The sequence below is a fragment of the Methylophaga sp. F7 genome (assembly GCF_056863975.1).
Window position 1 is genome coordinate 339761 of the sequence record NZ_CM166511.1, and the last position, 13862, is coordinate 353622.

The 13862-nt window shown below is 43.1% G+C and carries 17 protein-coding genes; 3 read left to right on the top strand and 14 right to left on the bottom strand.

The annotated features are described in order from the left end of the window. Window positions 1-93: 93 nt before the first annotated feature. The 13 genes from AC08OG_RS01740 to AC08OG_RS01800 all read right to left on the bottom strand — a co-directional run bounded on the left by AC08OG_RS01740 (window position 94) and on the right by AC08OG_RS01800 (window position 11322). Window positions 94-639 carry a hypothetical protein gene (locus AC08OG_RS01740; RefSeq protein WP_482929950.1) on the bottom strand — a complete coding sequence of 182 codons (546 nt, stop codon included), beginning with the start codon at window positions 637-639 and terminating at the stop codon, window positions 94-96. After that, window positions 636-1103, bottom strand: coding sequence for a vWA domain-containing protein (locus AC08OG_RS01745; RefSeq protein ID WP_482929951.1), 468 nt, complete (start codon window positions 1101-1103; stop codon window positions 636-638). The genes AC08OG_RS01740 and AC08OG_RS01745 overlap by 4 nt, the downstream gene beginning before the upstream one ends. Window positions 1104-1114: 11 nt before the next feature. Beyond that, window positions 1115-1687: an MxaK protein gene (locus AC08OG_RS01750; protein ID WP_292354506.1), complete on the bottom strand. Its 573-nt coding sequence runs from the start codon at window positions 1685-1687 to the stop codon at window positions 1115-1117. Further along, the gene (locus tag AC08OG_RS01755; protein ID WP_292354508.1) at window positions 1684-2661 is read right to left on the bottom strand and encodes a vWA domain-containing protein; all 978 of its coding nucleotides are present in this window, start codon (window positions 2659-2661) and stop codon (window positions 1684-1686) included. The genes AC08OG_RS01750 and AC08OG_RS01755 overlap by 4 nt, the downstream gene beginning before the upstream one ends. After that, window positions 2658-3575 (bottom strand): hypothetical protein, encoded by a 918-nt coding sequence (locus tag AC08OG_RS01760; protein ID WP_439502988.1) that lies wholly within the window; start codon window positions 3573-3575, stop codon window positions 2658-2660. Before AC08OG_RS01760 ends, AC08OG_RS01755 begins: the two co-directional genes overlap by 4 nt. A gap of 34 nt (window positions 3576-3609) precedes the next feature. Further along, window positions 3610-4446, bottom strand: coding sequence for a DUF58 domain-containing protein (locus AC08OG_RS01765; RefSeq protein ID WP_482929952.1), 837 nt, complete (start codon window positions 4444-4446; stop codon window positions 3610-3612). Further along, on the bottom strand, window positions 4443-5477 hold the full coding sequence (locus AC08OG_RS01770; RefSeq protein WP_292403814.1) for an AAA family ATPase: 1035 nt from the start codon (window positions 5475-5477) through the stop codon (window positions 4443-4445). Before AC08OG_RS01770 ends, AC08OG_RS01765 begins: the two co-directional genes overlap by 4 nt. 82 nt (window positions 5478-5559) lie before the next feature. Beyond that, the gene (locus AC08OG_RS01775; protein WP_292354517.1) at window positions 5560-5835 is read right to left on the bottom strand and encodes a methanol dehydrogenase; all 276 of its coding nucleotides are present in this window, start codon (window positions 5833-5835) and stop codon (window positions 5560-5562) included. 122 nt (window positions 5836-5957) lie between these two features. Then, window positions 5958-6581, bottom strand: coding sequence for a cytochrome c(L), periplasmic (moxG, locus tag AC08OG_RS01780; RefSeq protein ID WP_292354519.1), 624 nt, complete (start codon window positions 6579-6581; stop codon window positions 5958-5960). 9 nt (window positions 6582-6590) lie between these two features. Next, entirely contained in the window at window positions 6591-7388 is a 798-nt protein-coding gene (gene moxJ, locus AC08OG_RS01785) for a methanol oxidation system protein MoxJ (RefSeq protein ID WP_292354521.1), read from the bottom strand. 176 nt (window positions 7389-7564) lie between these two features. Then, window positions 7565-9382, bottom strand: coding sequence for a methanol/ethanol family PQQ-dependent dehydrogenase (locus AC08OG_RS01790; RefSeq protein ID WP_482929953.1), 1818 nt, complete (start codon window positions 9380-9382; stop codon window positions 7565-7567). Between the two features lie 271 nt (window positions 9383-9653). Then, a complete protein-coding gene (locus AC08OG_RS01795) occupies window positions 9654-10307 on the bottom strand; it encodes a response regulator transcription factor (RefSeq protein WP_292354526.1) in 654 nt (217 codons plus the stop codon). Between the two features lie 46 nt (window positions 10308-10353). Continuing rightward, window positions 10354-11322, bottom strand: a complete 969-nt coding sequence (locus tag AC08OG_RS01800) for a sensor histidine kinase (protein WP_292403824.1) — start codon at window positions 11320-11322, stop codon at window positions 10354-10356. Window positions 11323-11544: 222 nt separating this feature from the next. Here AC08OG_RS01800 and AC08OG_RS01805 point away from each other — a divergent pair, with 222 nt between their 5' ends. From AC08OG_RS01805 to AC08OG_RS01815, 3 genes are read left to right on the top strand one after another with little or no spacing between them, the layout of a single operon-like run. Further along, a complete protein-coding gene (locus AC08OG_RS01805; RefSeq protein ID WP_292403826.1) occupies window positions 11545-11877 on the top strand; it encodes a hypothetical protein in 333 nt (110 codons plus the stop codon). A 38-nt stretch (window positions 11878-11915) separates the two neighbouring features. After that, the gene (locus AC08OG_RS01810; RefSeq protein WP_292403906.1) at window positions 11916-12431 is read left to right on the top strand and encodes an SRPBCC family protein; all 516 of its coding nucleotides are present in this window, start codon (window positions 11916-11918) and stop codon (window positions 12429-12431) included. Between the two features lie 6 nt (window positions 12432-12437). Beyond that, window positions 12438-13373, top strand: coding sequence for a YncE family protein (locus tag AC08OG_RS01815; RefSeq protein WP_482929954.1), 936 nt, complete (start codon window positions 12438-12440; stop codon window positions 13371-13373). 24 nt (window positions 13374-13397) lie between these two features. On the opposite strand, the gene trmL is transcribed toward AC08OG_RS01815, so the two are convergent. Next, the gene (gene trmL / locus AC08OG_RS01820; protein WP_292354534.1) at window positions 13398-13862 is read right to left on the bottom strand and encodes a tRNA (uridine(34)/cytosine(34)/5-carboxymethylaminomethyluridine(34)-2'-O)-methyltransferase TrmL; all 465 of its coding nucleotides are present in this window, start codon (window positions 13860-13862) and stop codon (window positions 13398-13400) included.

Here is a 13862-nt window from a genome sequence, read left to right on the forward strand (position 1 = left end):
CCGTTTTCGAATTGCTTGCCGATAATAACAAGAATTTCAATTTGTTGGCGGATTATTGGCGAGCTGATGAGTGATTCAACAGATGGATTAGATTTAACCTGAGTTAAGAGGTATGCGCTCGTTGATGTTTGGTTTGAGTAAGTTTTTTTTACGGGAAAAAATATTTTCAGGCAGATAGGCCAGAAATAATAAAAACAGCGACACACTTGCCGGAATAAAACTTAAATCGGTTTTCCGAATATGCCGTTGGGAGAAATCGTCGTGCGTTAGCGCAGTCAATAATGCCGTTGATGTTTGTAAATGATGGTAGTGAAATTTGGCCGGTTCCGCCAGTGATTTCAGATAGTCTTCTTTTACACTGGAAAGGTGTTCATTCCCAGCACGACTTTGATTTCCCCACGGGGCATTCCGAGGGACATAGCCTTCAATTTTGCTGGGATCTTCCGGTAAACCAAAAGTCGTTCCCTGTGGTACATCCTCCGCCGTATAGAAGCCAATCTGGATTCCATCTTCATCATATTTTGGGATCCGGCTTAATGCATGATCACCGGTACCCACTATGAGACCACTAATTGGCTGTTGATCATTATTCTCAGCAGATTGTAATTCTCCAAGATCCGGCGCATAACGCGAGTTCATTGGTGGTGCTTCCTGCCCATCGGTAAAAAAACCAACGTGGCATCGGTTAATTCAACAGTGCGCATCAACTCCAACGTGTTGGCAAATGCCTGAATAATATTACTGTCGGCGACCCAGGCCATTCTCCAGTCAATACGTCTGATGCTCTCCCGGATTTCAGGATAGTCTGAACACACTTCCATGGGGGTATAGAGCAGCGTCGGCATACGTTCAGTAAACACGCCCAGCCCAACTCGTGAACCACAGGGAAGTTGTTGTATGGCAGCTAAAGCATCCGCTTTGACTTTTTCCAGCCGGCTAATCGGATCACCGTTATTATCACGATAATCTTCTACATTCATGCTGCGGGTGATATCTACCATAAAAAAATAATCATATTTTTTACTGGGAAATGGCAGGTTAGGTATTAAAACCGCAATAATCAGTAGAACTGCAGAGCTGCCCAGCAACCAGATAGATTTCATCAGACAATCCCTTAGGGTAAACCAATGGGAAAGCCGGGCATTGCCGACCATAACTCGGTACTGGCATCCTGAGACTCTTCACTGATGGTGACATCACCCAGTGGCAAATCCCGCGACAGACGTTGCGCAGCTTCCAGATTGTATTTAGCCTCCCAGAAGGAGGGCTGGTTTTTCAGTGCAGAGCGATAAAAGTCCTTTGCCACATCGGCCATCGCCACCGCCCGATCAACAGAAAGATTTTCTGCCAAATCGATAGCCTGAACCAAATAAAGATTGCCAAGGTTATAGTGGATATGGACAAGTTGCTGCTGATTAGCCAGCCGCTCAGTGCCGCTATAGGTTTCTACTGCTTCATCAAATAAGTTCAATTTACCTTGCAGATAGGCATAAGCGATTCTGACTTCAGGCGATTGCATATTCAATTTTTCATGATCAACCAGCTCACCTTTATTCAGCAGGAGGATTTGTTGGTTGATTTGCTGCTGTTGTTGCAAGGTATAGATACTGAATATCAGTGCTGTGATAACCGCCAATGCCAACAGGCTGATCAGATAAATAAAATTATTTCGCTTCAAAAACATCATTTTGCCTCCAGCGCTTTGATGCCCAGTAAAATAAGAACGGCAAGCAGGGCAGTCAAAAAACATAAGCGCGTCATATCGTTGCGGGGTATCAATTCGTTATAAACCAGTGGCAAGCTTTCCAGATTATCCAGCTGGTGAATGGCTGCTTCCATAGATTCCGGTGTATCCACCTCATAAGCGTGATATGGGATCGGCAGGGTACGGAAAAACTGATCAAGATAACGCTCTGGCATCACCCGGGGATTATCATCTCGAGCTGATTCAGGCTCAGAGGTGATACCTAATCCATTTTCGGTACGCAGAAAAAACCAATATAAACTTACCTGATAACGCTCAAACCACTCACGCAACACCCTCTGCGCACGATGATCAAGTGTCGCTGCGCCATCAGAGACCAATACAATGACGCGGGAACCGGTATGCGGTTGATCCTGAAAGTAACTCAGGCCCATGCCGAGCCCTTTGGCTACATTGGTAAATGCCAAGCCGGGACTGGTGAGACTGTTTATCGCTGCTTGAGTGGCGGACTTGTGCTCTGTGAGCGGGCTGATAAAAAAAGGTTGCGTACTAAACCCGACGACGCCAAATAAGTCGTGCGGCCTATTATTAACAAATTCGGACAATAAACGACGTGCAACCTGACTTTTGGCAGGCGTAGCATTATCGGGTACCTTACCGCCAAATGTTTCATTCATGCTGGCACTTCGATCGAGAACAAACACGATGTGCGCGCCAGTACCTGTTCGGGTAAAAGTTTTTTCCGTTTGGTAAAGTCCGGCTAACCCCAGCACGATGCTGATAAATGCCAGTACCCCTAAAAGTTTAATGAGTCGATTAATCCATCGAGTTGTATTGGATGGTGGAATTAGCCGATTCCAACTGGTGAGTCGTTTATTGAATATACCTGCGATAAATGGCAACAAGGCTAATACTAATAAAACGAGCACCCATGGATGGGCAAATGCGATGTTCATGATTTTTTCAGCGCCAGTTTTTCCGCACCAGCCAATTGTTTGCAGAGCTTCAGTAATTGGTCAAAGTCTTTCTCTGACGCTACCTTTTGCTCGGAGTAGAACGCTTCAGTGGATAACTGGTAAAAACTATCAATTTGATCCTGATAGCCAGAAAACTCGTTATGTTTATCAATAAACTGATCTGTTTGGTGAGCAAACAATGCATGGCCAGCCAATCTGTTAAAAGCCCTATGTACCGCTTGTAAGGCATGATTAAATGCCGACTCGTCGTTATGGTGTTTGCGTAGCTTTTTGACCTGATGATAAGCCTGTTGAAACGGTGATCGTGTCAGTATAAACAGATATCCCTTAAGGCTTAACCATAAGATCGCCAGAATCAGTAGCGTAATCGCCAGTACCCAGATTTGTTGCTGCAAATCTTTGGTAGGGATAGTTGAGGGAGGTAAATCTGCCTTCATAAAGGCATTTTGGTTGGAGTCTTTGGCTACACCACGAGGCGCAATTTCTTTCAGCGGAGACATGGTGAAGTTCCAGGCCGGTATGGTGAGCTGCTCGGTTTTATCGCCAGCGTTAAAACTTACCGTTAATGGAGGCGTTGCTAATGCTCGGACATCCAGTGGGGCATAAAATGTCTGAAACGTGAAATGCAGTCTGTATTGACGTAACTCAGCACTTTCGCTGATGAGTTCATAGTCGCTGTCGAGTAATAACAACCAATAATCCAACTCCCCGTCGGGAGGAAGTGAGGCTGGCATTAAGCTAAATTCTGCTGGTACCTGAACAATATAATAATGTTCAATAACATCACCGACCAGAATACCAAAATCTCTTCCCAATGATTGCTGCACAATGCCGGTACGGACTTGGTCAGCATACAAAGCTGTGTTGCAAAAAACAGCTAACAGAACAGCCATAAACATCGGCATGCACACTTTTTGTTTTAATCGCTTATGAATGGCCATGAAAGAATTCGCTTAATTGTTGTGCTGAAAATTGATCAATCATCCAAAACGCTCTGCAATTGTGCTTTTGAAATTGATTATTAAGAAAAATCTTCCGATCAGCGAAAGTCGATTCGATCAGTTTTTTCTGCTTGGGCGTCACAAAAATCAAACTGTTTTCACCCGTCTCAGCATCGTTGATCTGAACAAAGCGCCATAGTGGGTAGTCGTTGTATTCGGCAGAACGCCAGATAACAATCGGCACCAGATAGTGGCCTGATAAGCTATTGAGAATCCGGTAGAGTTTTTCATTACTCCAGTGAAAATCAGAAAGCAAAAATATTAAACAACGACGAGCGGGTAACAACCGCTCTATATCGTTAAAAGCCTCAGCTTCATTATGGTTTGCAGCCTGTCTGGTAGCAGACTCAAAATGCTGTGGCAGTATTTCGGCATTGGTAATGGACTGTATGGAATGACTCAACAAATAACTTTGATAATTATCATTTCTGGCCGCCACTGAATAAGCAATACTCTGTTCAGTTAAGCTGAGCAGTGGTGTTTTATCCTGAACAGTCATGGAATCAGATCCATCTACCAAAGTCATTACGTCCAGTTTGCTGCGTTGACGAAAGGTTTTGACGTAAATCGATTCAAACGGATCGGTCACGCTCATTGCAAGATCAATACGCGCAGGATTCGGGTCAGCTAAAAAGGGAGACTTTTTATAAAAATCACTGCCGGGCCCCTGACGTTTGCTTTTATGCTCACTTTCACGCAGTGCATTCAGCAGAAAGGGTGATCTGTAATCAAAGATCAGGTGTTGAATTTCGTGCTGATTCATGGGGATGGAATAGTATTCAGTACACCACTAATCAGTTCTTCGATAATCGCTTCACCGTTATAGTTGTAAACAGGATTGATAAAAATACGATGTTTACTGATGGCCCGAATAACCGCATGGAAATCCTCTGGGATGACGCTATTACGTTGATTGAGCCATGCATGAGCACGAGCACTTCTGGCAAGATAACTTATGCCACGTGGTCCCATACCTCCAAGTACTAACTTTTCTGTGTCGATATCGCTGATCTGGATACCATAATCCTGTGGTCTTCGAAGTGCCTGACACAGGTGAAAACCATAATCCTGAATAGTGTCACTGGAATGGATCTGAGACTGAATAGCCACAGCGATATCATTGAGCTGATGAAACGGCAGTACCGCTTTGTCAGCACTGTCGATGAGCTTGTCGGCATCATAATATCGGGTATTGAACATCAACTCTTTAAGCTGTGCTTCTGCTGTAGGTTGTTTTATGTGCAGTTCCATCATAAAACGATCCCGGGCAGCTGCCGGTAGTTCAAAGGTTTCGTCTTTTTCAATGCGGTTACGATCAGCAAAAACCTGCAGATGAGGAAAAAAGAACGTTTTATTAAAAGCGCTGACGCTACGTTCAGCCATTACCCGAAGTAGCAATGAATGTACTTGAGGTCTGGCACGATTGATTTCATTAAAGAAGAAGATCGATAAATTTTCGCCATGTTTGAGTAAAGGTCCTTCACTCACAGCCGGTTTACCATCATTGGCAATATGGGTGTAATAGACCAGGTCATGTGGCATTAAATCAATGGTGCCTTCAATACGCTCAAAATTGCCACCCAGACTTTCTGCCGTTGCTCTAAGCAAGGTCGTTTTACCGACGCCAACATCACCTTCAAGCAGGATATGGCCACGACAGAAAATAGCCACAACCATTAAATCAATGATGTGTTCCTGACCTAATATTGTCTGATTGATATTTTTTTGCAGGGTGATGGCTTGTTGATGCCAGTCGGTTAAAAGATTTTCGGAATTTTCAGCGACATTGCTCATGTGATGTATGCCCAAACTGACTCGCAGGTCAGAAACAAAACAAAAAAAGAGGCCAGTCGTTAAAACTGGCCTCAGCTTGGGTTTAGTAAGACCACTTACCCGTTTTTTTGAAGTTTTCTACGCGTTTAGCGTTACGAGCTTCCATTGCTTCCATTGCACTGTCTTGCTTATCCAGTTCAGTTTGGCTATGTTTTGGATCATATTTAGATCCTTTGATTTTTTCAGGAAACCCTGGTTTGGCTTCCCAGCATTTTCCTGCCTCTTGGCATTTTGTTCCGTCGTAAGCCATTGCTGACATACCAACAGATAACAATAGTGCTGTAGCGCCGGTTACGGCAAGTGTTTTAATTTTCTTCATATTTCTCTCCTTTTGGTTTTGACAACATAATGCTTGGTAACGTGGTTCCCTATGCTGGCTATGGCCACGCTACCAATCACTAATCTTTATAATCTGCCATTAGCATTTCTAAACTTGCTTAATTAATGGGTCTTATTGAAATTTTCTAATGCTTCTTTGAAATCTTCAGGTATTTCTGCAGGAACCAGATTGGCGCGTTCCTCTTCTGATAACCATAAGGCTTTTTCTGGTTCTCCCCAGTAAATACTGCGTACATACGCCATAACATGCAGTATTTCATCAATGCTTAAATTATTGCGTTGGGGACCCATCATTGAGCGGGCGCCGTCATAAATAATTTCAAAAAAACCTTTATCGTATCGTCCTGCAGGGTAAGTCCAATATGAATCCCCCAGAGCTGGTCCGAGTTTGCCTTCAGCATGGTGACCATGGCAGCCAGAACAGGCAGTCATAAATAAATTTTCACCCACTTTGATGGCTTCTTCATCTTGGTTATATTTATTTTCTGCTGTTTCCATAAAATGTTTTACGGCTTCAGTTTCTTCACCTTTTTTGCCAAAAGAGAAGTCGATTAATGCCCCGGTCGTTGCATTGCGAAATTGCACTTGAGCTTCCGCTGTCATTGGTGTCATGCTGACAGCTGTCAACATAGATAATCCTAGTAAACATGCTGTTTTACGACTAAAAAGTTTTACATTGCTAATCATAGTTTTTGTATAATCCTGTTTAATTAAAAGAGACTGCATGACAAGCTATCAAAGCAGCGGAATCCCTTCTTTTTTGAGGATGGCCGTTATCTTAGGTGCCGCATCTGCCAGGCCCTTATTAATGGCATCAAGCAAGGCTTTATCACCTTCACGCACCGCTACAGATTGATCGTAGTGCTGCACAATACCTTCACCACCTTCAATTTCTCCGAATTCAGGAGATAACACCATTTCTAATGGCGTATCTGAATCACGCACATAACGGGCTACTTCTGGAGCCCATAGATGAGCGATATCACCTTTACCTGAGGTCACTTCGCCGATCAGTTTTTTTGGTTCCAGACGAATATATTTATTGCGTGGGGATTTGAAACCTGACAGAGATTTGGTGTAATTGAAGTTGCCTTCATATTTACCCACTTCCCGTAACATCACTTCTGATGGGCTACCTGGCACTACTACAAAACGATTCAGTTTTTGAATGTCAGGACTATCCCAGTTACTGATGTCCAGATTTTTATCGGCGCGATAGACAAATACATAGCCGGACTTGTAGTAAGGGTCGCTGGTGGCAACACGAGGATCATCGCTATCAACCCCCATAACCACATCACATTCATTTTTTAATAAATGTTCGGTCACTAAAAAAATCGCTGCTTTGTCTGACCAGACAAATTCCAATGGCATATCCATGCTCTGTGCGAGCGTTTCGGCGATTTCATTTTCGAAACCTTGCTGCTGTTTGTTTGAGTAGGGCATTTCATTCGCCGCTGCACAGACTTTTAAGGTTTCCGGTAATCCGTTGTTTGCATGTGCTGGCGTCAGTACAGTCAACAGTGAAGCCATTATCAGGCTGCATTGCGTTAAACGTTTTGAACTGACTGCTTTGTTATTGGTTTTAGTATGGTTGTTTAACATGTCTTACACTCTCAGAAGGGGCTGGCAACACAGTCTTTGTGTTGCCAGCCGGATTGAATACGACGATATAACTTGATGAACTAAGCTATATTGCGAGTCAGTGATTACATTTCGTATTCACCAATACTCAGATCGTCGTAAGGTCCTTTACCATCCAGAGCAAAGACCATCAGACCACCACCCATTTGAGTGTTACGTGCCAGTTCTTTAAAGGCACCTACAGCACCCAGACCAGCTGATGGGTCATTCAAGTCAAACACCAGACCAACTGCAGGCCAACCACCTACACCATAATTAATGGCAACATATTGAATACCATCATGGGTGTAAGTCATTGGATGACCGATAGCGCCTGAAGGCAGTTTGAATTTCCACAACAGATCACCGTTGTCTGCATCACGAGCTTTGATGAAGCCATCGAGTGTGCCGTAGAATACCAAGCCACCAGCTGTGGCCATGGTTCCACCCCAGATTGAGAATTTCTCCATTTTCTCCCAAGCAAATTCACCAGTAATGGCGTTGTATGCTTTAACCTGGCCTGAACCAATACCACGTTGACGATCACCTTTAGGTCCTGGATAACTCCATACGTTTGCACCTACGAAGAATTGACCTGCACGGTAAGGCAGCATGAACGGTTCCCAATCCATACAAAGATGGTTGATACCTAAGTAGAAGTTTTGTCTTTCAGGATCGTATGAATCCATACCCTGGTTGTGGAAACCCATGGCTGAAGGACAGATATCGCGTGAACGATGACCCATTCTGGTACTGAATTCCGGGTCACGAATTGGCAGACCTGTTTCCAGATCCACTTTTTTCACCCAGTTTGCCGTTTCATCCATTTTGTCGGCAGAAACCAAATCACCAGTTTCACGATCCAGCGTATAGATAATGCCGTTACGATCAGGGTGAGTCAGCAATTTACGCATTTTGCCGTTTTTGTCTTTTTGCTCAGAAAGCATCATGACGTTAACGCCAGCGTAGTCCCATTCATCATGAGGTGTTTTTTGATAACCGAATTTGGCTAAACCCGTATCAGCATCACGACCCCAGATAGTCATAGTCCATTTGTTATCACCAGGACGCATGGTTTCGTTCCAAGGCGCAGGATTACCTGAACCGTAGTAGAACATTTCTAAATCAGGGTCATAGGCATACCAACCCCAGTTAGTACCACCACCAATTTTCCAGGCTTCGTCTTCCCAGGTTTTCAGACCCAGATCTTTTTGGCCGTAATGTGGGTTAGCACTGTTAAAGTCTTTCGCCAGGCCAATTTCTGAATCAGGGCCTGTTGCATACCAACGCCAAGCCATTTCACCAGTGTGAATGTCAAAGGCGGTAACATAACCACGAACACCCAGCTCAGCACCAGAAGAACCCTGGATGACAAGGTCTTTTACAACGAATGGTGCTTGTGTTTGGGTTTGACCAACACTGATATCACCATTCTCGACTTGCCAATGTAGCTCACCAGTTTCAGCATTTAATGCCACAACATGACCATCCAGCTGACTTTTTACGATCATTGCCGGAGTTTTATCATCGCCAGGCCAGTAAGCCAGACCACGGTTTACGACGTCACAACATGCAACTGCGCGAGCAGCAGGATCTTGTTTTGGCTTATGCTCCCAGACGATGGTGCCAGGATCATTCAGGTTAATCGCAAAAGTGTTGTTTGGAAAAGGTGAATGGATATACATCATGTCACCAATAACCAAAGGCGCACCTTCATGACCATTCAGCACACCAGTGGAGAATGTCCAAGATGGTGATAATTTGCTGACGTTCTTTTTGTTGATTTGTTTTGAAGTACTGTAATGATCTGCAGAATAGTTCTTACCCTGCATAACCCAGTTAGCTTCATCCTTTTGAAGTTCAACCAGCTTGTCATTGGCGAATGCAGCGCCTACTGTCATCATACCGATGACAGAGCTGACCAATGCAGCTGAACCGGTTTTTGTTAACCGGCTTAGTTTTTCTCTCTCATATATCCTCCTATTTTAACTGGATGTCAGCTTTCGCTGACCCTGTGTCTCAGCACACATTCAAAATGCGGCTGTGCACCGTTGATATCATCAGTTTTTAGTAGGGGTATGGGATAGAGAGCCTTGCCACCTCTGTTATAGGGAAGTCATCACATAATTGTCAGGGTGATAAACTTTTGCCTTGATGTAAGGCCATTTTACGAAGTTATTGATTATTGGGTGGGTGGATCAAACCAATTTTCTGGGCCAGGAAAATAATATCTGCGAGCTTGGTTGTGCCAAGTTTACGCATCATATTGGTTTTATAATTTGATACCGTTTTAGGGGCCAAAGTAAGACTTTTTGAAATTTCCTCAATACTCATACCTTCAGCAACCATCCTGAAAACAGCAAATTCCTGATGTGACAGGGAATCAATTTTCTGATCCGTTTTAATCAATTTTTCCATCGCAATGGAACGTGCAACTTCGGCACCGAGATAATGACGTTTTTCTGCAACGGATTTTACCGCTTCAATAAGCACATCAGATGAGCATGATTTGGTGATGTAGCCAATCGCACCAAGCTCAAGGGCACGCATGGCCAAAGTGGTTTCTTCATGCATGCTGCAGACCAGAATACGAGCATCCTTATCTCGGTTACAGATCCTTCTGACACACTCTAAACCACCGGTGCCTGGCATGGTTAAATCTATAATGCAGACTTTAGGTTGCAAAGCAATAAACGCCTGATACCCCTCTTCAGCATTTCCGGATTGTCCAATCACCTCGAAACCGGCCGACTCGAGTAATTGCTGATAGCCTTCTCTGAGAATGGCATGATCGTCTATTAATAGTATGGTGGTACGTTGTTTGTTCATTTCTTCTGATACCTCATTATTAGCATGTATTTTTTACGGTAAATTTTCATAACGGAATATGCAGCGCTAAAACTGTGCCTTTAGGATCTGCTGGATGCAGATTGAACTGGCCATTTAAAGCATGTACCCGCTCACGTATACCAATCAGTCCAAGTCCATTACCCATACCTTCATTGGGATCAAACCCTATTCCGTTGTCACGGATGGTCAGACTGATATCGTTACGTTGGGCTGATTTATTTTGGGTAATTAAATCGATATGAATTGAGCTGGCTTCTGCATGACGGGTAATATTGGTTAAGGCTTCCTGCAGGCTGCGATAAATAGTTAATGCGGTGTCATAGTCAACAAGCTGATCGTCTACTTCAATAGCGATATTGATCTCGTAATCTGGAAACGACATTTGCCATTGCCCAATCAGATCTTCAATGGCTGCTGAGAGTCCCACGGTTTCAAGACCAGGAGGTTTTAAGCTGCGTAACTGTGAACGGGTAACGTTACGCAGAAAGCTTGCGCTGTCCTGGATGGTCTTGAGGATTGCTTGAAGTTTAGGATCTTCCGTTTTGTACTTGATGGCAACGGAAGCATTTACATCAATTGCGGCAAGATATTGTCCGAATACATCATGTAATTCTGAGGCAAGGTGATTACGTTCTGCTTCCCTGACCTGGGTAATGTGTTTGATAAGAGCACGGTTTTGTAACAGTAACTTTGCATTATCAGCATTTTGCATTTCAAGTTTGGTTTTAATTTCAAGATTACGCTTCAGGGTGTCTTGCAGTTCGATATAACGTCTTCGGCCAAACCACATCAATCCAATACTGAATACCAGCAACACAAAAATAATTTCATCCAGTTGATAAAACTCTCCTAATGCTGCCCAGTTAATCCAGCGTTCAGCCAAATCGAAATATCCAGCAACAAAATAGGTCAGTAGCGACGCGCCCACAATGACAACCAAATCAATTTTGCCCCTGTTGCTTTTATCGCCAGGGGATAATTTAGGTGACATCATGTAATTTCGCCTATATTTAATTTTGAGATAAACGACTATTTTATGACGATTATTTTTGATATGTATATGCCAACAATGATGAAAATTATAAAAAAATAAAAAACAGGAAAAAGTCATAACAATAACCGTGACATATTCCCTAATTGATGTGAGTCATCTGCTCTATTTTGCCAATGCAGACAATCTGTACGATAAGTCGAGATTTTATTGGAGCAAAATTTAATGAAAATTTTTTTAAACACCGTTGTTATTTCTGCATTCATTGCCCTATTTTCTCTGAATATTGCCTATTCTGAAGAGGCGTTAGCGTTACCTGTAGGTGAATTTGAGTTTGTGAAAATGTTTTCAGGTAAAGATTCTGGTTTTGTAAGAGAAAAACTGGGAGAGCCTGCAGAGATAGTGAAGCGAGAAAATGAAAGTGGAACGGTAGAGTTCTGGATTTATAAAAATATAGTTAAAGTTGGCAATACTGATAAAACATATAAATACACACAGATTGGAATTATAAATAATTATATTGAGACTCTAGGTAATACAAACAGAAGTCCTAAGTAAATTTATTTTTTGATGAAAAAGGTTAGAACGTGAATAAAATGATTAATAAACTATCGCTGGCAAGTTTGGGTTTAGTGCTTTTAAGCAGCAGTGTCTTTGCTCATGGACCAACGCCACAAAGGGTTGATGAACACATTACTATTGATGCAGAGGTTGCCACTGTCTGGCAAAAAGTTAATGCCTTTGACCAATTGGATAAATGGCATCCGGCAGTGGAATCAATCACCATGCAGGATGAAACCACAAGAATCGTGACCTTAAAGTCAGGCGGTGAAATTACCGAAAGTCTTGATGAATCAGATGCGGATCGTCATTACATTGGATACCGTTTATTAAAGGAAAATATTGAAGCGATGCCTGTCAGCTTTTATACGATTGGTATCGAAGTAGAACCATCTGACACCGGAAGTAAAGTAAGTTGGAGTGGTCGTTTCTATCGTGCTGATACCGGCAATTTTCCGCCGGAAAATCTGAATGATGAAGCCGCTGTTAAAGCCATGACAGAATACGCAAAGACAGGGCTGGAAGGTTTAAAAGCCAGCTTGGAAAAATAATCAGTGATGTTCATTAAACCAATTATTTTTTGCCTGGGAATATTCCCTGCTGTAGCACTGGCTGACGATTTTTATATCAGCAGCCAGTCCGGGAATCATCTTTCTCTATTTGATTCAAAAACAGTTCAAATAACAAAAGCGGTTGAGGTTTCTAGTGGTCCGGTAATGGTTGCTGTCGATAAATCCAATGACGCTATTTATCTCTCGCATCCTGAGCAAGGCAAATTGTCAGTAATTGATTTGAATAGTTTTGAATTGATCCATGAGATAAAAACAGGTGGTCAGCCTTTTGCTATGGTGCTTGATAGCCAAAAGTCTCAACTTTTTGTGACGGACTGGTCCAGAAATGCATTATTAGTGATTAACACTACCAGCAGGCAATTGGTGGACCTACTTGCGGTTGGGGAGAGCCCTGCCGGGATTGCAATAGATCCCGATGGACGCAAGGTGTTTGTGGCAAACCGTGAAAGCAATTCTGTAATGGTGCTTGATGCTGATACGCCGGACCTGCATGCAACCATAGAAACGGGTGAGCGTCCTTATGCAGTTGCCTTTAATCCAATTAATGGTCATCTGTACGTTACTTGCGTGAAAGATAATTCGCTGACAGTAATTGACACGAAAACCTATGAAAAAATTGCTGATCTCCAACCGGGTAAAGCGCCGTATGGTGTTACGGTGAGCGACGACGGAAAACAGTTTTATGTTGTGAATCAGAATGACAACACGCTGGTGGAGTTTGATGCGGGAAGTCTGCAAATAACGCAGACTATCAAAACCGAAAAAATGCCGGAAAGTGTTGAGCTATCAAAGGATCAACAGCATGCTTACATCATTAATTGGTTTAGTAACTCATTATCGATTATTGATTTACAGCAAGGAAAACAAACCAGCTCAATCCCACTTAAGGAAGGGCCACGCAAGATTAGTCTGGCTCAATAGAAATCTAAAATCAGGGGCGGTATTTTATACCGCTCCGTTATAGTCCAGCTGTCGCCAGGCTTCATACAGAATAATAGCCGTAGCATTGGAAAGATTCAGGCTGCGGCTTTCTGGATACATAGGGATCCGAATTTTCTGCCTATCAGGCAAATTGTCCAATAGCGTTGCTGGCAATCCACGTGACTCGGGACCAAACAGCAGAATACTTTCATCGATAAAAGTTGCCTGATGGTGAAACTGTTTCGCTTTAGTGGTGCAGGCAAACAAAGGTCGATTTTGCTGCCATTGTTGAAATGCTGCAAAATCAGCATGCACTTTAACCGGTGCAAATTCATGATAGTCCAGTCCTGCTCTTCTCAGACGTTTATCATCCAAAACAAAAGCCAGTGGCTCAATCAGATGCAGTTGTGCACCTGTGTTGGCGCATAGACGGATAATATTACCGGTATTGGGTGGGATTTCAGGCTCATAGAGCGCGATGTGTAACAC